We start from the raw sequence: 17,991 nt of genomic DNA on the forward strand, positions 1-17,991 counted from the left end.
CGCCGTGCGTGGAAGGCCGTGTGTGGAAGGCCGTGCGTGGAAGGCCGTGCGTGGGACTCCCCGCTTGGGAGCCGCGTGCACAGATCCTGCTCGAACCGCGTGCGCCGAGCCCCGCCTGGAACCGCGGGCGTGAACACGGCGCTCACGGTGAACGGCCGGTTGCCCGGGCCCCTGTGGCCCGGGCGCCGGGACTGATAGGAAAGGAACGCCATGACCCCCCATGTCCGGACAGCCGCATTAACCCTGGCCGTCCTCCTCACCGCGACCGCGTGCGCCAAGGCGGAGGCACCACAGAGCGCGCCCGCCGCCGCGAGCACGGCGGGGCAGCAGGTCGTGCAGTCGCCCTCCGGCTCGGCCGGGCCGACGTGCACGCTGGATCAGTTCGGTGGGACGAAGTTCGACCTCAAGACGGCCACGGTCGGGTTCTCGCAGTCGGAGAAGGAGGCCAACCCCTTCCGCATCGCCGAGACCAAATCGATCAAGGACGAGGCCGCCAAGCTCGGCATCGCGAACCTCAAGGTCACCAACGCCCAGTCCCAGTTCTCCAAGCAGATCACCGACGTCCAGCAGCTCATCGCCCAGGGCGTACGGCTCCTGGTCATCGCGCCCCTGAACTCCGACGGCTGGGAGCCGGTCCTCCAGCAGGCCGCCGCCAAGAAGATCCCGATCATCACGGTGGACCGGAAGATCAACGCCAAGGCGTGCAGCGACTACCTGACGTTCATCGGCTCGGACTTCTACGAGCAGGGCAAGCGCGCCGCCGACCGCATGATCGAGGCGCTGAACGGCAAGGGCAAGGTCGCCATCCTCCTCGGTGCCCCCGGCAACAACGTCACCACCGAGCGCACGAACGGCTTCAAGGACCGCGTCAAGGAGAAGGCGCCCGGGATCACGATCTCGTTCGAGCAGACCGGCGAGTTCGCTCGTGAGAAGGGGCAGCAGGTCACCGAGCAGCTCATCCAGTCCAACCCCGACATCAACGGCATCTACGCCGAGAACGACGAGATGGCCCTGGGCGCCGTCACCGCGCTGAAGGGCGCGGGCAAGGAGCCCGGCGACATCAAGATCGTGTCGGTGGACGGCACCCGCAGCGCCGTCCAGGGCATCGCCGACGGCTGGCTGCACGCGGTCATCGAGTCGAACCCCCGCTTCGGGCCGCTCGCCTTCGAGACCGCCCAGAAGTTCCTCGACGGGCAGCCCATCCCGGACAAGGTGATCATCTCGGACCGGGACTACGACACGGGCAACGCCAAGGACTCCCTCGGTGAGGCGTACTGACTTGGAACCGGTTCTCGAGGCCCGGGCGGTCAGCAAGCGCTTCCCCGGCGTACTCGCTCTCGACGGTGTGTCCCTCGCCCTGCGCCCGGGCGAGGTGCACGCCCTCGTCGGCGAGAACGGCGCGGGCAAGTCCACGCTGATCAAGGTCTTCACCGGCGTGTACCGGCCGGACGGCGGCGAGCTGCGCTACCAGGGGGATCCCGCCGTCTTCGGCACCCCGATGGAAGCGCAGCGCGCCGGGATCTCCACCATCTACCAGGAGGTCAACCTCGTCCCGATGATGAGCGTGGCCCGCAACCTGCTGCTCGGCCGCGAGCCGCGCGGCCGCTTCGGGGTGATCGACGCGGCTGCGATGCACGGGCAGGCGCAACGCGTTCTCGCCGGGTACGGCGTCGCGACCGACGTCCGCCGGCCGTTGCGCACCCTCGGGGTCGGGGCCCAGCAGATGGTCGCCCTGGCCAGGGCGGTCTCGGTGGACGCGCGGGTGGTCATCATGGACGAGCCCACGTCCTCGCTGGAGCCGCGGGAGGTGGAGACGCTGTTCGGGGTGATCCGGCGGCTGCGGGACGCGGGGATCGCCGTCATGTACGTCAGCCACCGGCTGGACGAGCTGTATCGGGTGTGCGACCAGGTGACGGTGTTACGGGACGGCCGCGTCGCCCACTCGGGGCCGCTCGCCGAGGTGGAGCGGCTGCGCCTCATCTCGCTCATGCTGGGACGTGACCTGAACGAGGTCCGTACGGGCGGCCTCACCCGCTTCTCCCGCACCCGCCACCGCACCACCACCCTTGCCCCGTCCCCACCGGAGCTCGCGGCATCGGCGGGACCCGCGACGCTGGAGGGATCGGCGGTCGCGAGAGGGCCCGCGACCTCGGCAGCGGGCCCTGCGGTGTCAGCGCGGTCTGCAACGCCGGAGGGGCAGACGGCCTCTGAGGGGCCTGCGGAGGCGGCGCGGTCTGCGACCGCTTTGGGGCTTGCGGGGTCGGAAGGGCTCGTGAGCTCGGCCGGTTTTGCGGGGGCGTCGGCGGATCTGGCGGCGTCGGCGAGGCGTGCGGCGCCGTCGGAGATCGCGGCGTCGGAGCGACCTGTGGGCTCGGAAGGACCTGCGGTGGCGTCGGAAGGACCGGCGGCATCGTTGGAAGGACCGGTGGCGTCGTCGGAAGGGTCTGCGGTGGCGTCGGAAAGGTCTGCGGAGCCGGCGGGGCCTGCAACGCCGCCAGTGCACGCGGCGTCCGAGGGGGCTGTGGGTGTGGCCGGTTCCGGTGCTTCGGTGACCGGCGGTGCCTCGGCTGACCCGCCGCTCGAATCTGACGGGCTGGGGTCTGACGGGCTGGGGTCTGACGGGCTGGGGTCCGATGGGCTGGGTGTGGTCCAGATGGGCGTTGGGGTGGGTGCGCCTGTGGTCGAGGCGCGGGGGCTCACTCGCCGTCACGTTCTCGACGGCGTGGACGTGGCCATCGCGCCCGGTGAGGTCGTCGGGCTGGGCGGACTGCTGGGCGCGGGGCGGACCGAGACCGCCAAGGCCATCGTCGGTGCGCTCCCGCTCGACGGCGGCCAGGTGCTGGTGGCGGGCCGGCCGCTCCGTAAGGGGACGAAGGCGGCGATCAGGGCGGGGGTGAGCCTGCTGCCCGAGGATCGCAAGGCCGAGGGCATCATCCCGACCCTCTCGGTACGGGAGAACATCGCCCTGGCCGCCCTCCCGAGCCTGGGTACGGCAGGCGTGGTGTCCGATGCGAAGATCGACCGGGTGGTCGAGATCTTCATGCGGAGGCTGAGGATCAAGGCCGCGTCGCCGCATCAGCTGGTCTCGGAGTTGTCCGGTGGCAACCAGCAGAAGGTGCTGCTCGCCCGCTGGCTGGCCGTGCGACCCAAGGTGCTACTGCTCGACGAGCCCACCCGGGGCATCGACGTCGGCGCGAAGGCCGAGGTGCAGGCGCTGATCGACGAGCTGGCCGAGGAGGGGCTGGGCGTGCTGCTGATCTCCTCCGACCTGGAGGAGTTGGTCGAGGGCGCCGACAGGATCCTGGTGTTGCGCGAGGGCGCGGTCGTGGGGGAGCTGTCGGGCGAAGAGGTCACCGAGGAGAGGATCATGGCGACGATCGCGGAGCACCCGGCTGCGGATCAGCCGCCCGTGGAGCGCAAGACGGTGGAGCAGGCGGCCGTGGAGCGCAAGACAGCGGAGCAGGCGGCCGTGGATGAGGCGGCTGTGGGGCGGGCGGGCGAGGAGCGGGGCGATGGCTGAGCTCACCGTGCAGGGGCGCGTCGCCGTGCTCAAGCCGCGCCTGTTCGCCTGGGTCCAGGATTACGGCGTGTACGCGGCGGTGCTGGCGCTGCTGCTGTTCAACGTGCTGTTCACCCCCCACTTCCTGGACGCGGCGAACTTCCGCACCCAGCTCGTCCAGGTCACCCCCATCGTGATCGTCTCGCTCGGCATGGCGCTGGTGATCGGCACCCAGGGCATCGACCTGTCGGTCGGCTCGGTGATGGCGCTCGCGGCCGCGCTGGTCGTGCTCTACCTCGGGTACGGCTGGCTGCCCGCGCTGATCGTGGCCGTGGCCGGAGGCGCCGTGGTCGGGGCGGCGGGCGGGGCGCTGGTGGCGTACGTCGGAGTGCAGCCGATCGTGGCCACCCTGGCGCTGCTGGTCGGTGTACGCGGGCTGGCGAACGTCCTGGTGCCGCAGCTCGTCGAGTTCCGCAACCCGGACCTGATCGCGCTCGGCAGCAGTTCGGTCGCCGGGATCCCGGTCATCGTGCTCATCGCGGCGGCGCTGACGGTGGTCGTGCTGTTCGTGGTGCGGCGGACCACGTTCGGGCGGCAGGTGGTGGCGATCGGCGGCAACCGGTCGGCCAGCGAGCTGTCCGGGCTGCCGGTCAAACGCGTGCTCCTGACCGTCTACGTGATCTCGGGGCTGCTGGCGGCGCTGGCCGGGGTGCTGGCCACGGCCCGGCTGCAGGCCAGCGACCCGACCTCGCTCGGGCTCTTCATCGAGCTGTCGGCGATCACGGCGGTCGTGGTCGGCGGCACCCCGCTGACCGGCGGCCGCATCAGGGTGCTGAGCACGGTCATGGGCGCGCTGCTCATGCAACTGCTGTCGGCCACGCTGATCAAGCACAACCTGCCGCAGTCGTGGACCCAGATGGTCCAGGCGGTCATCATCCTGGCCGCCGTCTACGCCACCCGGGAGCGCCGATGAACCGTGAACAGGTGAGCCGCATCCTCCAGCAGCACGGCGCCATGATGGTGCTCGGCCTGCTGGTGATCGTGGGCAGCCTGGCGTTCGACTCGTTCGCCACGCCGGAGAACGCCGCCAGCGTCGTCGTGTCGTCGTCCTTCCTGGCGGTCATCGCGATCGGGATGACGTTCGTCATCATCAGCGGCGGGATCGACCTGTCGGTGGGGTCGCTGTTCGTGCTCGGCGGCGTGCTGGCCGCGTACGGGTCGCAGTACGGGCTGATCGTGGCGCTGCTGCTGCCCCTGGCCGTGTGCGGGGTGGTCGGCCTGCTCCAGGGCCTGGTCATCGCGCGTACGGGGATGGCGCCGTTCATCGTGACCCTGGCGGGGCTGCTCGGCGTGCGCGGCCTGATGCTGGCGATCTCGAACGAGGGCGCCACCACCTATCTCGTGAAAAATCGGGCCTTCGCCACCCTCGGCCAGGGCGAGCTCCTCGGCCTGTCGTACCCCGTCTACATCACGATCATCCTGGCCCTGCTGGCGATGGTCCTGCTGCAGCGCACCGGCTTCGGCCAGAACGTCTACGCCATCGGCGGCAACGAGCAGGCGGCGGCCTTCATGGGCGTCCCGGTCGCGCGTACGAAGGTCTACGTGTACGTGATGTCCGCCCTCCTCGCGGGCCTGGCGGGAGCGTTGAACGCCGCCCGGCTCTCCTCCGGGGTGACGATCCTCGGCATCGGCCTCGAACTGGACGCCATCGCGGCCGTCGTGATCGGCGGCACGCTGCTGACCGGGGGAGCGGGCGGCATCACCGGGACCGTGGCCGGGGTGCTGCTGCTGGGCGTCATCCAGAGCCTGATCAACCAGGTGGGGAGCCTGACGTCGGCGTTCCAGCAGGTGGTGAGCGGGATGTTCCTGGCGCTGGTCGTGGTGGCGCAGCGGCTGCTGAGCAAGGCGCAGCGGCTGACGTAGGGGCGAGCCGCTCTGCCGCCACGCGGACGGGAGGAATGCTCACGATTGATGTTAGCCGTTTGCAAGATTCGGCGCTCATAATGCGGCCATGCCGCCGATAACTGAACTCAGAGCAGGAGATCCCTCCGGTCTCGGAGGCTACGAGATCCGGGGACGGCTGGGAGAAGGCGTTCAGGGTGTCGTCTATCTGGGCGTCGACGAGCAGGGGAGGCAGGCGGCCGTCAAATGGCTGCGGCCCGAGCTGGCGGGTGACGGGGCGGCGGCGGAGCGGTTCGCCAGGGAGGTGGCGGCGGCGCAGCGGGTGGCGCCGTTCTGCACCGCGAAGGTGCTGGACAGCGGCGTGCACGAGGGCCGCCCGTACATCGTCAGCGAGTACGTGGACGGCCTGACGCTGGAGCGCGCGGTGTGCGAGGAGGGGCCGCGCATCGGGCCCGCGCTGCACCGGCTGGCCATCGGCACCGCCACCGCCCTCGCCGCCATCCACCAGGCCGGCATCGTGCACCGCGACTTCAGCCCCGGCAACGTGCTGCTGGGCAGCGAGGGGCCCAGGGTGATCGGGTTCGGCATCGCCAGGGCGTTCGACGTGACCTCCGGCGACACGACCGTGCCCGTGGGGGACTCGGCGTTCCTGGCGCCCGAGCAACTCCTCGGGGATCCCGCCGGGCCGGCGGCCGACATGTTCGCCTGGGCGTGCACCATCGTCTTCGCGGCCTCCGGCGCGGGGCCGTTCGCGGCCGGCAACATGCCCGCGACCGTGCAGCGCGTGCTCAACGCCGAGCCGGACCTGGGGCGGTTGACGGGGACGTTGCGCGATCTGGTCGCGGCCTGCCTGTCCAAGGATCCCGGGCGGCGGCCGACTGCCGAGCAGGTGATCCACCGCCTCCTGGAGCACCCGACCTCGAACCCGGACGCCCTCCACCAGGCCGCCGCCGCCCTCGGCGCCGCCCCGGCGGGTGCCGCCTCTTCGCCGGGCGCCGCACCGCCGGCGGGCACCACGTCTTCACCGGGCGGGGCGCCCGGACCGGGGGGTGAACAGTCGTCGGGTGGGGCGTATTCGCCGGGGGCGGGGCCTTCGGCGGGTGCCGGATCCTCAGCGGGTGGCGAGGCGTCGCGTGGGGGCGCGCCTTCGGCTGGTGGCGAGGCGTCGCGTGGTGGTGCGGGCTGGGCTGGTGGCGAGGCGTCGCGTGGAGGCGCGCCTTCCGATGGCGGCGAGGTGCCGGGCGGTGGTGCGGGCTGGGCTGGTGGCGAGGCGTCGCGTGGAGGCGCGCCTTCCGATGGCGGCGAGGTGCCGCGCGGTGGTGCGGGCGCGGCTGGTGGTGGGGCGCCGTCTGGTGACGTGGGGTCGGTCGGAGGCGGGGTCTCGGGGGGTGGAGGGTCTGCGTGGCGGGTGCCGGGCGGTGATCGGGCCGGTGGGTCTGGGCCGCAGGTGTGGGCCGGGCAGCAGCAGCCGCATCCCCAGCCGTCCTACCCGCAGCAGTCGCATCCTCAGCCGCCGTACCCTCAGCCGCCGTACCCTCAGCCGCCGTACCCGCAGCCGCCGCACCCCCAGCCGCCGCACCCCCAGCCGCCGTATCCCCAGCCTCCATATCCCTCGCCGAACCCGTCGAACCCGTCGAACCCGCCGCCACCGAGCCAGTACCGGCCGTTGGGTGGGGATCAGCCGCCGCCCCCCGGCGGGCGCCCGGGGTTCGAGCCGCCCGCCCCCTTCCACCAGCCGGGCACCCCACCCAGAGGCATCCCGTACGGCAGCCCGCCCCCAAGCCCGTCCGCCGGCAACCGGAGGAACTGGCTGATCGGGGGAGCCATCGCGGGCGTGGCGCTGGTGGCGGCGATCGCCATCGTCGTGGTGACCGTCATCAACCTGCCGTCCAGACCGCAAGCACTCCCCACACCCGTCCCGAACACCACGACGGCGTCCCCGACCCCCACCGTGTCCCCGGTCCCGACCGCGAACCTCACCTCGGTCCGGCTCCCCGACACCGACGCCACCGTGTACGAGAGCCCGGACGACCCGGTCAGGCTGACGACGTACATGGTCAGGGACACCAAGTCCAAGGACTGGGTGTACTACGCCCGCGACTCCCTGACGGGAGGTTTCACGAAATATCAGGACCAGTGGGAGAGCATGCTCTCCCCGGACGGCCGCTACCTCGCCCAACGCGGCAAGAGCTTCACCGACCACTACGACTCCGTGGAGATCACCGACAAGACGACGGGCGAGCGCTTCTCGGTCAAGACCTCCCGCCAGCCGCTCAGCGCGTACATCCAGGCCTGGTCCCGCGACAGCACCCGCGTGCTGTTCAACGTCGGCAACCCCGTCAAGGACACCTGGCAGTCGACCGGCTTCGCCATCGTGGACGTGACCACCAGGCAGGCCACGGTCGCCTCGCTCAGGGAGAGCTCGCTGAAGAACATCAGGTACGGCTTCGACGACACCGACACCGGCGTGGTCGCCATGTCGGTCGACGCCTCGCAGCAGGTCCTGCGCTTCTTCGACGCGAACGGCCTGCGCGTCCGCCGCATCCCGAACGTGGGCGCCGGCATCGCCGACGAGCTGTTCTCGCCGTCGGGCAGGCGGTTCGTCACCGACTGCCCGGGTCTGGAGAGCGGCAACAACTGCGTGTACGACAGCCGGACCGGCGCCGAGGTGAAGCGGATCGAGTCGGCCTGCGGCAGCCTGGCCGCCTGGTTCGACGACGATCACCTGCTCTGCTGGGTGCGCCCGGACGGCACCTCAGACAAGCAGCAGGTCCAGGTGATCGACTTCACCGGGAAGATGGTGCGCCTGCTGGCCGAGATCCCGACCAGGGGCGACGATCTCCAGGTGGTCTACACGTTCCAGAAGGGCTAGCGCACCCGGCCGCGCGGCTTCAGCCGCGTGGTGGGCAGGACGGGCGCGGGGAGCGGCGCCCCGTCGAACCCCTCGACGGCGCCGAACCCCTCGCCCTCCATCCAGTCCTTGCGGAACGCGGCGATCTCGTCGTGGGAGCGGCCGACGAAGTTCCACCACATGACGATCTCCTCGCCGAAGGGCTCGCCGCCGATCAGCAGGACCCGGCCGCGCCCCGACAGCCGCAGCGCGGACCGCCCCGGCGGCAGGTAGACCAGCGGCCCGGGCTCCAGCCGCTCGACCGCGCCGTCGAGCAGCAGCACGCCGTGCTCGAACCCGGGCGACAGCGGCACCTCGCACGTGCCGTCCACCGCGATCTCGGCCCCCACCAGCGGGCTGAACGCGGTGGCGGGCGATGCGACCCCGCCGAGCGACCCCATGGCGACGGTCGCCTCGAAACCGGGCCCCGTGAGCACGGGCAGCGCCGGATGGTGTTCGAACGCGGGCCCGGTGTGCCGGTGTTCGCCGGGCAGCGCCACCCACAGCTGCACCCCGTGCAGCACGGTCTCCGGCGACTCCTCCGAATGGGAGATGCCCCGGCCGGCGGTCATCAGGTTGAGCTGGCCGGGGCGGATCTCCTGCAGGCTGCCCAGGCTGTCGCGGTGCAGCACCTCGCCCTCGACCAGCCAGCTCACCGTCTGCAGCCCGGTGTGCGGGTGCGGCGGCACCCGCATCGTGGCGCGCTGCGGCCCGTAGGCGTCCACGAAGCACCACGTGCCGATCATGCGCCGGTGCACGCCCGGCAGCGTCCTGCTGACCGTCATCGCGCGTGGCCCGCCCAGCGGCACCTCGCGGCCCATCAGCACCTCGCCGTCCGCGCCCGCCTCGGTGCCGCAGCGGATCTCCTGCGGGTCAAGCTCCAGGTTGCTCACGCCACGACTGTACGGGCAGCGCGGGCGCAGCCGGCGGGCAGGGGCTCAGCCGAGGAGCTCCCACCAGCCCTCCACCACCGGGGCGGCGGAGGTGTCCACGGCCTCGCCGGGCCGGGGGACGACGATCTTGACGTCGCGTGCCTTGGACTCGCGCCACAGCCGTTCCACCGGCTCCGACCACGGGTGCAGGGCCAGCGTGAAGGTCGCCCAGTGGACGGGGAGCAGCAGCGAACCGCCCAGGTCGAGGTGGGCGTTGACGGCCTCCTCCGGGTTCATGTGGATGTCGGGCCAGGCGGGGCTGTAGGCGCCGATCGGCATCAGCGTCAGGTCGAACGGCCCGTGCGACGACCCGATGCCCCGGTAGCCCTCGAAGTAGCCGGAGTCGCCCGCGTAGAAGACCCGCTTGTTCGCCCCGGCCACCACCCAGGATCCCCACAACGTGTCATTACGGGTGAAGGACCGGCCGGAGAAGTGCCGGGCCGCCGTGGCGACGAAGCGCAGCCCCGCCACCTCGGCCTCCTCCTCCCAGTCGAGCTCGATGATCCGGAACGCCGGCACGCCCCACCGCTCCAGGTGCGCCCCGATGCCCAGCGGCACCAGGAAGGGAGCCTTCTGCGTCCTGATGAGCATGCGCACGGTCGCCAGGTCGAGGTGGTCGTAGTGGTCGTGCGAGATCGCGATGGCGTCGACCACCGGCAGCTCGCCGAGCTCGACGGGCATCGGGTGGTGCCGCTTGGGGCCGACGAACTGCGAAGGGGAGGGCCGCTTGCTCCACACCGGGTCGAACAGCACCCGCTTGCCCTCGATCTCCACCAGCGTCGAGGCGTGGCCGTACCAGATCGCGCGCAGGCCGTCGGCGGGCGGCGGGCCGGACGGCGGGACGCGCAGCGGGATGGGGCCCGCGGGGCGGCGCTGCTCCTTGTTCTTGGCCAGCTCGCCGAGCAGGCCGGCGGGCGGGGCCGTCATCATGGTGGTCGGTTCCGACATCGGGTTGAAGAACGTGCCGTCCCTGAACTGCGGCGAGCGGCGCATCCGCGCCGCCCGATCCGGCCCCGACGTCAGAGGCCGTACGCCCAGCTCGGCGGGGACCTCGCGCAACGCCCAGCCCGCAGCCGCCAGGGCCACGCCACCCGCGAGGACCCGCCGTGCCGTACGCATTCCTGCCATCAGCCACACTCCCCTGGAAAGTCTGTGCATCCCGCTCAACCGAGCGGGATTCCCCGGTGTTCCCGTCCTACGATATATCGCGATAGGTCAGGCTGACGCTCCCCAACGCGCAGTGACCTCATCGACCGGAAGAACCTACCGGTCGTCATCCTCGCGCCCCGCGGCAGCCCCTGCCGTCATCGGGCGGGGTGTCGCCGCACCCTGGTTCCCGGCTCCGCTCGGGGAAGGGCCACGGGTTGGGACGGCAGCCGTCCAGCGACTTCGACTGCTGGGTCATGACGGGCGCGAGCCGCCCGGGCCCAGGACAGGGCTCTCGTGGCCGTGTCCCAGGCTGTGCCCGACCTCGTGGCTGATCAGGTAGGCCCGGTACGCGGCCAGGTCCCCGCGGTACTGCGGGACGCCCTTCGCCCAGCGCAGGGCGTTGATGACCGAGCGGGTGCCGTTCCAGCAGGACAGTTCGCCCCCGGTGCGCAGCGGCCGGCACTGGAGGGTGGTGAGCAAGGGGCTGGACAGGGCGACGCGGACCCGCACCGGGCCGTGGTCGACGCGTTCGAAGCGCGCCCAGCCGCGTACGTCGTTGAGCACCCGATGCACGTGGGCGGCGAACGCGGCCGGCTCGAACGGCAGGCCGGCCTCCACCTCCACCAGGTACCGCACCACCTCCCCGGAGCCCGGCCGGGCCGGCGCGCCGCCGGGCACGACCGTGTACCGGCCCGAGGCGGCGTACGGGACCCACACCTCCTTGGCGGGCGGCCGCTTGCTGGGGGTGGGGGAGGGCCGGGTCGGCGGGGGCACGGGCACGGGTGCCGGCGCGGGCGGCGCGGGCGGCGCGGAGGCGCAGGAGGTCACCAGCAGGAGCAGCATCAAGAGCGCGAGCAGCGGCAACGCGGCCTCCCCACAGCGTCACGGTGGGGAGGAATCTGATGTTACGTCAGTGCTTGCTGGGATTATCCGACGGCGGGCGCGTAAGGCGTGATGTCGATGGGCGGCTCCTCGCCGAGGGCGAGCGCGGCGGCGATCTCGCCGGTGAACGGGCCCGCCGTCAGCCCGTACGCGCTCAGGCCCGTCGCCACCACCACGCGCCCGGTCACCGGCCCGATGAGGGGGGAGCCGGGAGCGTACACGGGGCGCAGGCCGACCCTGGTCTCCGCGACGGTCGCGTTGAACAGCCCCGGCGCCACCCGCAGCCCCGCCTGGATCACCTCGTCCAGCCCGCCCAGCGTGACCCGCGGCGCGAACCCCACGTCCTCCACGGTCGCCCCGATCACGACGCGGGAGTCGGGGAAGCCCAGCAGGTACGGCCCGACCCGCGGCAGCACGATCGGCCACCACGCGGTGTCCACGCCCTCCAGCGTCACGTGCATGATCTGCCCCCGCCTGGGGAACACCGGCAGCTCCACGCCCAAGGGCCGGCACACCTCGCCCGTCCAGGCCCCGGCGGCCACGATCACCATGTCGGCGTCGAGCGGCTCGCCCTCGCCGGCGAACCGGCGCGCCCCCATCGGCACGGGAGGCTCGGCCGCCCGCGCCGTGGGCGCGCCCTGCCGCCAGGACCCGCCCTGGTCGAGGGGCTCGTCGGGCACCCCCGCAGCCGACCCCGCAGGCGGCTGGGCCGGGGTCCACGGCTCGCCCTCGGCGGGCGCCTCGCCGGCCAGGGCGTGCACGAGCACCTCACCGCCCGCGGTGAGCCGCGCGGCGCCCACGCGTACCCGCGCCCCCTGCGCCACGGCGGCGCGCAGGAGCTCGTCGCGGACCGAGCAGCCGTCCACGCGTGCCGCCCCCGGCACCAGGATGGCGCTCAGGTCGTCGGACAGCGGCGGGAACAGCTCGGACGGGGTCGCCACGTCGATGACGTCGCCCATCTCGGGCGCGCCGGCGTACCGGCGGCGCAGCAAGGCGCGCACCGGCTCCAGATCGGCCGGATCCGCGGCGACCAGCAGCGCGCCCACCTTGGCGTAGCCGATGTCCTCGCCCAGCGCCTCCACCAGCTCCGGGTAGCGGCGGGTGCCCTCGCGGGTCAGCCGGTACCAGTCGTCGTCCTCCGGGTGGTCCACCCACGGGCACACGATGCCGGCCCCCGCCTGGGTGGCCTCGCCCGGATACCCGCCGTCCACCACGGTCACGGCGGCGCCCCGCCGGCTCAGGTAGTAGGCCGCACCGGCCCCGACGATGCCGCTCCCGATCACCACAACACGCATGCGCCCCATGATCCCAGTCCGCCTGGCCTCGGCTGATACGGGGATCGCCCCCTTACCTACCGCATACCCCCGCGCGGGCCTCTCAGTGCTCGCTCCAGTGGCCGGGCGGGTGCTGGCGCCCGGGAACCAGAGGGCTATGGTCAGCGCATGGACGTCGCCGTCACGAGGATCGACCTGCCGTGGCCCGCCCGGGTCGCCGCGTCGGACGGGACCACGGTGTGGTGCTCGGCGGCCGGCCGGATGCGGGTCTACACCGCCTCCGGCACCCCGCTGGACAGCGGCGAGGCGGTGCGGCTGCCGGAGCTGAGCTCCCTGGCGGCGGTCCCGGCCACGGTGCCGCGCACGGCGGGCGTGCCGGGCGCGTTGCCCGAGACCGTGGTCGTGCCCAGGACGTTCGCGGGGCCGCCCCATCTGGGCTCGTTATCGCAGAGCCCGCTGCGGGGAACGCTGGCGGGGACCGCCGAGGGCCGGGTCCACTGGCTCGACCCCGCCGGCGCCCCGCTCGCCACCGCGCCCTTCGACGGCCGCGTGCTCGCGGGCGGCGGCGAGATCTGGGCCGTCGGGGCGGAGCGGGCACGCAGGCTGACCGCGCCCGGCGACTTCGGCGAGCCGGTGGAGTTACCCGGCCTGGACCGGTGCGCGGTCGAGGGCGAGCGGCTGTGGTGGACGTCGAAGCGGGACACCCTGGTACGCGGCGGCCCGCGAGAGGTGGACCTCTGGACCCGCGAGCGCGGCGGCATGACCGTCTGCGCGGGCTCCCTGTGGATCAGCGTGGCGGGCGGCCTGGAGCGGGTGTCCGCCTGGTCGGGGGAACCACGCAGGTTCGTGAAGGTGCCGAAGGGGCCGGTGCCGTTCCTGGTCTGCGCGCACGGGGTGCTGGCGGGCGGGGAGCGCGACCTGTTCGTGCTGGACCCGGCCGCGGGGGCCGCCGTCCGCGTGATCCGGCTGGACCTGAAGGCCCGCCTGGCGCTGATGATCGCGGCCGGCAAGCACATCTGGGCCTTCCCCGCCGACCGCCCCCAGGCCCTGATCGTGCCGCTGTGAGAGCGAAGGGGATCCGGCGGTCGCGGGAACGACGGAGACCCACGTCGCGACCTGCCAGTGGCTGCCCGGCGGACGGCAGGCCGCTGCCCCAGGGGCAGACCGGAGAGCTGAGGTCGCGTCAGGCGGTCCCGAGCCCAGGCTCCCGGTTTGACCTTGACGCCCAGGTCAGCCTTTAGCGTCGCGTTCACTCACCTGAAAGACAGAGAGGACGCTCATGGGCGACATTTCGGGCAGCCTGGAGGGCAAGTGCGTGGTCATCACCGGAGGCGGCACGGGGATCGGCCGCGCCACGGCTCACCGGTTCGCCGCCGAGGGCGCGCAGGTGCTGGTGACCGGGCGCACCGCCGCGCGCCTGGAGGAGGCCGCTGCCGCGTATCCCTCGATCAGCGCCTTCGCGGCGGACGGTGCGGCGGCCGACGGGCCCGAGCGGATCGTCGAGGCGGCGGTGCGGCGGCTGGGCCGGATCGATGTGCTGGTCAACAATGCCGCGATCACCCGGCCCGCCGCGCTCGGGACGATCGATCGCCGTACCGCCGAGGAGCAGATCGCCACCAATCTCCTCGCTCCCCTCTTCCTGGCCCAGGCCGCCCTGCCGCACCTGGCCTCCGCGAGGGGGACGATCGTGAACGTGTCCTCCAATCCGCCCTCCTACGGCTGGCCGGACAACTCGGTCTACGGCTCGACCAAGGTCGCCCTCGACTTCCTGACGGCCACCTGGGCGGTCGAGCTCGCGCCCAAGGGTGTGCGGGTCGTGTCCGTGGCGCCCGGCATCACCGCCACGCCCGTGATGGCGCACGCCGGGTTCACCCGGGAGCAGATCGCCGCCTTGGGCGAGGGACTCACCGAACGCATCCCGCTCGGCCGTATCGCCCAGCCCGGCGAGATCGCCTGGTGGATCGTGAACGTGGCGCGGCCCGAGGCCGGCTACCTCACCGGCACGGTGGTCCGCGTCGACGGCGGTCTCTCCGTGGCGGCGGGACAAAGGACATAAGCTGGGACGGTGCTGATCGGGGAGCTGGCGCGGGCGAGCGGCGTCACCGTCCGGGCCCTGCGCTATTACGAGCAGCAGGGCCTGCTCCAGCCGGAACGGACCTCCAACGGATATCGGCGCTACGACAGCGACGCGGTGACCAGGGTCCGCAACATCCAGCTCCTGCTGTCGAACGGCTTCACCGCCCAGGACGTACGGGGCTTCCTGCCGTGCCTGGACGACGGCGAGGTCTCGCTGGGGCCGGCCTGCCCGCCCAGCGTGGCAGCGGTGAGCAGGAAGGTCGCGGCGCTGGAGGAGCGGATCGCCGAGCTGAGCGCCGTACGGGACCGGCTCGTGCAGGCCCTGACCGGCAATGCCGCGACGCCGCGGCAACCCGGCATCATCGCTCGCCACCCCGCCTACACCCGCCCCGGCTAATCGTGGCGCACCGCCCTCTGGCCGCGCCGACCAGGGAAGATCTGGATGAGGAGGTGCTGGGGGGTGAACTCCTCCCACCCGGGCTCCCGATAGTGGACCCGGATGCGGTAGGTGCCCTTGCCGGCGAAAGCCATGTTGGGCATCTGGGGTCCGCCCATGGCGTCGCCCAGTTCGATCGTTCCCGACGGGCTGGCGTAGCCGACCTCGACCACGCGGTCCCAGCCCTTCTTCTCCAGGGGAGGCCGCTGCCTGTACGCCTCGACGGTGACGCAGTTCTCGTAGTCGGAGTGCGTGAGGATCATGAGATGCCCCGGGCCGGTGGCGACCAGCCCGTCGTCCTGCGCCGTGGTCAGCAGATCGTCATCCCAGTCCTCAGTCTCCAGGGCTTCGATCACGCCGTAGTCGGTGAAGATCCGATCGTGGGCGACCCGGACGGGCCTGACCCGGGGCCGGTGCCGGTCCGCGTCGCAGATCTTCTGGCTTCTCGCATCCTCGGCCTGGATCTCGGCCTGTTCCGCCGCTCGCTCCCGCCGTGCCACCTCGGCGGCCGGCGGGCAGATGCTCGCGATGAGGTACGGATCGATGCCCGGAGCGGGGAAGGCGGCACACTGCCGGCGCCCGTAGGCCAGCGCCAGATGGTCGCCCACCTTCGTGAAAAGTCCCCTCTGGTGCATCGTGCACAGGAAGACCTGCTCAGGATCCCGCGAATCCCCGCATTTGCTGACCGGCCCCGGAACGAAGTCGCTCACCGGCGCGAACGCCAGCAGCCCCAGCGCGGCCGAGACGGCGAGCCCGCGCCGGAACCACCGCGCCCGCAGCGTCCGCCGCACCAGGTATCGGGGGTTGCGCACCGCGGCCAGCATGCAGAGCGCCGCCGTGGCGGGACCGACCTGCCAGCCGGTGAGGTACGCGACGCCCTCCGGCCCGCCCCACACGTCCAGGCAGCCCCGGTCCAGCACCAGATCCACGGCCACGGCCACGGGGCCGGACCCGGCCACCAGCACGAGCGCGACCGCCGCGATCCAGGCGAACAGCCGCCCGATCCACGGCCGCCCCAGCCACGAGGTCAGCCAGTGCACCGCGAAGGCCAGCACCACCACCGGCCCCCCGCCGTACCAGAACAGCGGCACCCACGCGGTCACCGGCCACAGCACGGCCGAGATCTCCGAGGTCGCGTCATGGCCGGGGCATGAGGCGAAACCGAAGTAGCCGTAGCTGAAGGACTCCGGCAGCAAGCGCACGTACAGGGTCCCCGCCACCGAGGCCAGGAGCGCGGTGAGCCACCATAATCGCGATCTTCTCGACACGGCCCCTCAACTTACTGGCCCCGGGTCCCTCCTTGGCCCCTCTTTAACGCCCTAATGTGCGAAGAGTCCACCGCAGCCCTGGGAGACCCCGCGCGTCGGCGTCTGACGCGCCGCCGTGTCCCGCTCGCTATAAGTGGCTAACCGACTACGGAGTGTGCATGATTAGGGGGTTGTCTCTTCTAGAAGGGATCTGATATGCGTTCCATCCTCGCCGTGCTGACCGTGGCCGCCACGGCCGTCACGCTCACCGCCACCCCTGCCTCCGCCGCCTCGGGATCCGTGATCATCCGCACCCTCGGCGAAGCCACGTGGGGGATCGGGGACCCGCGGCCCAGCGAATGCCACGACCTCGGCCCGGGCTTCCATGCCGTGATCAACGAAACCGACGGCCCGATCCTCGTCTTCCCCGACAATGCCTGTGACGGCGAGGCCATCCTCGTGCACGCCTGGGACAACACCGAATACGGTCTGCACTACTCCTTCCAGGCGCTGACCTGACCACCGCTGTCATAGCCGCGCGGCCGCACCGCGCCCTGTCCGGGGCGGTGCGGCCGGTCTCTCCGAGCGGCAACCCCGCGACCGGCCTGGCGGCCTCGGACGGAGGTTGTCGCCGGTAGTGTCGAACCCCTGGTCGAAGGCGTTATGATCATAGCGACTTCACGCCTGCGACGAGGAACGATGTCGAGCATCAAAGAGGTCGCCCGGCTCGCCGGGGTCTCCGTCGGCACGGTGAGCAATGTGCTCAACCGGCCCGACATGGTGGCCCCCGACACCCGGCTGCGGGTGCGGGCCGCGATCGCCCGGCTCGGCTACGTCCGCAACGGCTCCGCCCGGCAGCTGCGGGCCGGCCACAGCCGGACCATCGGCGTGGTCGCGCTCGACCTGGCCAACCCGTTCTTCATCGACGTGCTGCGCGGCGTCGAGACCGCCGCGCAGCGGGCCGGGCTCACCGTGATGGTGTTCAACAGCAACAAGGACGCCGACCGTGAGGCGGGGCTGCTGGAGACGTTCGAGGAGCAGCGGCCGCTGGGCGTCCTGATCACGCCGGTCAACGACAGCGCCGAGGAGGAGCGGCTGAGCCGGCTCGTCTCGCGCGGCATCCCGGTGGTGCGCTTCGACAGCTCGGCCCCGCACAGCCACGGCTGCGCGGTCGCGGTCGACGACGTGCTCGGCGGGCGGATGGCCGGCCGGCACCTGCGCGAGCGGGGGCACCGCCACATCGCCTTCGCCGGCGGGCCGTTCACCGTCCGCCAGGTGCGGGAGCGGCACGAGGGCCTGTCCGCCGTGCTCCCGCCGGACGACCGGCTGACCGTCATCCCCCTGCCCGATCTCACCATCGCCACCGGGCGGCTGGCCGGCGAGGAGATCGCCACCCGGCCGCCGTCCGAGCGGCCCACCGCGGTCTTCTGCGCCAACGACCTGGTGGCCATCGGGGTGCTGCAGGAGATGACGCAGCGCGGGCTGCGGGTCCCGGGCGACCTGGCCATCCTCGGGTACGACGACATCGACTTCGCCGCGGCGGCCGCCGTGCCGCTGTCGTCCATCCGGCAGCCGCGCGAGCAGCTCGGCCACACGGCGGCCCTGATGCTGCTGGAGGAGGCCGGCCGGCCCGACGGCCACGAGCACCGCCAGGTGATCTTCCAGCCCGACCTGGTGGCACGCGCCTCCACCAGGTGACCCGCC

Annotated in this window: 15 protein-coding genes; 10 read left to right on the forward strand and 5 right to left on the reverse strand. The window is 72.4% G+C overall.

What is annotated here, in order from left to right; all coding sequences use genetic code 11:
• Positions 1–210: 210 nt before the first annotated feature.
• From HD596_RS37765 to HD596_RS64095, 5 genes are all read left to right on the forward strand, one after another.
• On the forward strand, positions 211–1,278 hold the full coding sequence (locus tag HD596_RS37765) for an ABC transporter substrate-binding protein (protein ID WP_185074261.1): 1,068 nt from the start codon (positions 211–213) through the stop codon (positions 1,276–1,278).
• 1 nt (position 1,279) lies between these two features.
• Entirely contained in the window at positions 1,280–3,520 is a 2,241-nt protein-coding gene (locus HD596_RS60630) for an ATP-binding cassette domain-containing protein (protein WP_246555127.1), read from the forward strand.
• Positions 3,513–4,472, forward strand: a complete 960-nt coding sequence (locus tag HD596_RS37780) for an ABC transporter permease (protein ID WP_185074262.1) — start codon at positions 3,513–3,515, stop codon at positions 4,470–4,472. Before HD596_RS60630 ends, HD596_RS37780 begins: the two co-directional genes overlap by 8 nt.
• A complete protein-coding gene (locus HD596_RS37785) occupies positions 4,469–5,422 on the forward strand; it encodes an ABC transporter permease (RefSeq protein WP_185074263.1) in 954 nt (317 codons plus the stop codon). Before HD596_RS37780 ends, HD596_RS37785 begins: the two co-directional genes overlap by 4 nt.
• Positions 5,423–5,510: 88 nt before the next feature.
• Positions 5,511–8,273: a protein kinase domain-containing protein gene (locus tag HD596_RS64095; RefSeq protein WP_185074264.1), complete on the forward strand. Its 2,763-nt coding sequence runs from the start codon at positions 5,511–5,513 to the stop codon at positions 8,271–8,273.
• Here HD596_RS64095 and HD596_RS37795 read toward each other — a convergent pair.
• The 4 genes from HD596_RS37795 to HD596_RS37810 form a co-directional block, all read right to left on the reverse strand.
• Positions 8,270–9,184, reverse strand: a complete 915-nt coding sequence (locus HD596_RS37795) for a pirin family protein (protein ID WP_185074265.1) — start codon at positions 9,182–9,184, stop codon at positions 8,270–8,272. The two genes, HD596_RS64095 and HD596_RS37795, sit on opposite strands and share 4 nt — an antisense overlap.
• A 45-nt stretch (positions 9,185–9,229) precedes the next feature.
• A complete protein-coding gene (locus tag HD596_RS37800) occupies positions 9,230–10,351 on the reverse strand; it encodes an MBL fold metallo-hydrolase (RefSeq protein WP_185074266.1) in 1,122 nt (373 codons plus the stop codon).
• Between the two features lie 273 nt (positions 10,352–10,624).
• On the reverse strand, positions 10,625–11,236 hold the full coding sequence (locus HD596_RS37805) for a DUF3152 domain-containing protein (protein ID WP_246555134.1): 612 nt from the start codon (positions 11,234–11,236) through the stop codon (positions 10,625–10,627).
• A gap of 62 nt (positions 11,237–11,298) precedes the next feature.
• Complete coding sequence (locus HD596_RS37810) at positions 11,299–12,549, reverse strand: NAD(P)/FAD-dependent oxidoreductase (RefSeq protein ID WP_185074267.1); 1,251 nt, start codon at positions 12,547–12,549, stop codon at positions 11,299–11,301.
• 147 nt (positions 12,550–12,696) lie between these two features.
• Between HD596_RS37810 and HD596_RS37815 the strand changes: the two genes are divergently transcribed.
• From HD596_RS37815 to HD596_RS37825, 3 genes are all read left to right on the forward strand, one after another.
• Positions 12,697–13,593 carry a hypothetical protein gene (locus HD596_RS37815; protein WP_185074268.1) on the forward strand — a complete coding sequence of 299 codons (897 nt, stop codon included), beginning with the start codon at positions 12,697–12,699 and terminating at the stop codon, positions 13,591–13,593.
• Positions 13,594–13,807: 214 nt separating this feature from the next.
• A complete protein-coding gene (locus HD596_RS37820; RefSeq protein WP_221519688.1) occupies positions 13,808–14,584 on the forward strand; it encodes an SDR family NAD(P)-dependent oxidoreductase in 777 nt (258 codons plus the stop codon).
• A gap of 9 nt (positions 14,585–14,593) precedes the next feature.
• Positions 14,594–15,001: a MerR family transcriptional regulator gene (locus HD596_RS37825; protein ID WP_185074269.1), complete on the forward strand. Its 408-nt coding sequence runs from the start codon at positions 14,594–14,596 to the stop codon at positions 14,999–15,001.
• Here HD596_RS37825 and HD596_RS37830 read toward each other — a convergent pair.
• Complete coding sequence (locus tag HD596_RS37830; RefSeq protein ID WP_185074270.1) at positions 14,998–16,308, reverse strand: hypothetical protein; 1,311 nt, start codon at positions 16,306–16,308, stop codon at positions 14,998–15,000. The genes HD596_RS37825 and HD596_RS37830 overlap by 4 nt on opposite strands.
• A gap of 195 nt (positions 16,309–16,503) precedes the next feature.
• Between HD596_RS37830 and HD596_RS37835 the strand changes: the two genes are divergently transcribed.
• Positions 16,504–16,806 (forward strand): hypothetical protein, encoded by a 303-nt coding sequence (locus HD596_RS37835; protein WP_185074271.1) that lies wholly within the window; start codon positions 16,504–16,506, stop codon positions 16,804–16,806.
• A 180-nt stretch (positions 16,807–16,986) separates the two neighbouring features.
• Positions 16,987–17,985: a LacI family DNA-binding transcriptional regulator gene (locus HD596_RS37840; protein WP_185074272.1), complete on the forward strand. Its 999-nt coding sequence runs from the start codon at positions 16,987–16,989 to the stop codon at positions 17,983–17,985.
• Positions 17,986–17,991 lie beyond the last annotated feature (6 nt).

Source organism: Nonomuraea jabiensis, from assembly GCF_014204795.1.
Lineage (GTDB): Bacteria > Actinomycetota > Actinomycetes > Streptosporangiales > Streptosporangiaceae > Nonomuraea > Nonomuraea jabiensis.

What these genes read in the sequence shown, in the direction of transcription:
- HD596_RS37765 (WP_185074261.1), top strand. Translation starts at nt 211, where the DNA reads ATGACCCCCCATGTCCGGACAGCCGCATTAACCCTGGCCGTCCTCCTC.
- HD596_RS37780 (WP_185074262.1), top strand. Translation starts at nt 3,513, where the DNA reads ATGGCTGAGCTCACCGTGCAGGGGCGCGTCGCCGTGCTCAAGCCGCGC.
- HD596_RS37785 (WP_185074263.1), top strand. Translation starts at nt 4,469, where the DNA reads ATGAACCGTGAACAGGTGAGCCGCATCCTCCAGCAGCACGGCGCCATG.
- HD596_RS64095 (WP_185074264.1), top strand. Translation starts at nt 5,511, where the DNA reads ATGCCGCCGATAACTGAACTCAGAGCAGGAGATCCCTCCGGTCTCGGA.
- HD596_RS37800 (WP_185074266.1), bottom strand. Translation starts at nt 10,351, where the DNA reads ATGGCAGGAATGCGTACGGCACGGCGGGTCCTCGCGGGTGGCGTGGCC.
- HD596_RS37810 (WP_185074267.1), bottom strand. Translation starts at nt 12,549, where the DNA reads ATGCGTGTTGTGGTGATCGGGAGCGGCATCGTCGGGGCCGGTGCGGCC.
- HD596_RS37815 (WP_185074268.1), top strand. Translation starts at nt 12,697, where the DNA reads ATGGACGTCGCCGTCACGAGGATCGACCTGCCGTGGCCCGCCCGGGTC.
- HD596_RS37820 (WP_221519688.1), top strand. Translation starts at nt 13,808, where the DNA reads ATGGGCGACATTTCGGGCAGCCTGGAGGGCAAGTGCGTGGTCATCACC.
- HD596_RS37835 (WP_185074271.1), top strand. Translation starts at nt 16,504, where the DNA reads ATGCGTTCCATCCTCGCCGTGCTGACCGTGGCCGCCACGGCCGTCACG.
- HD596_RS37840 (WP_185074272.1), top strand. Translation starts at nt 16,987, where the DNA reads ATGTCGAGCATCAAAGAGGTCGCCCGGCTCGCCGGGGTCTCCGTCGGC.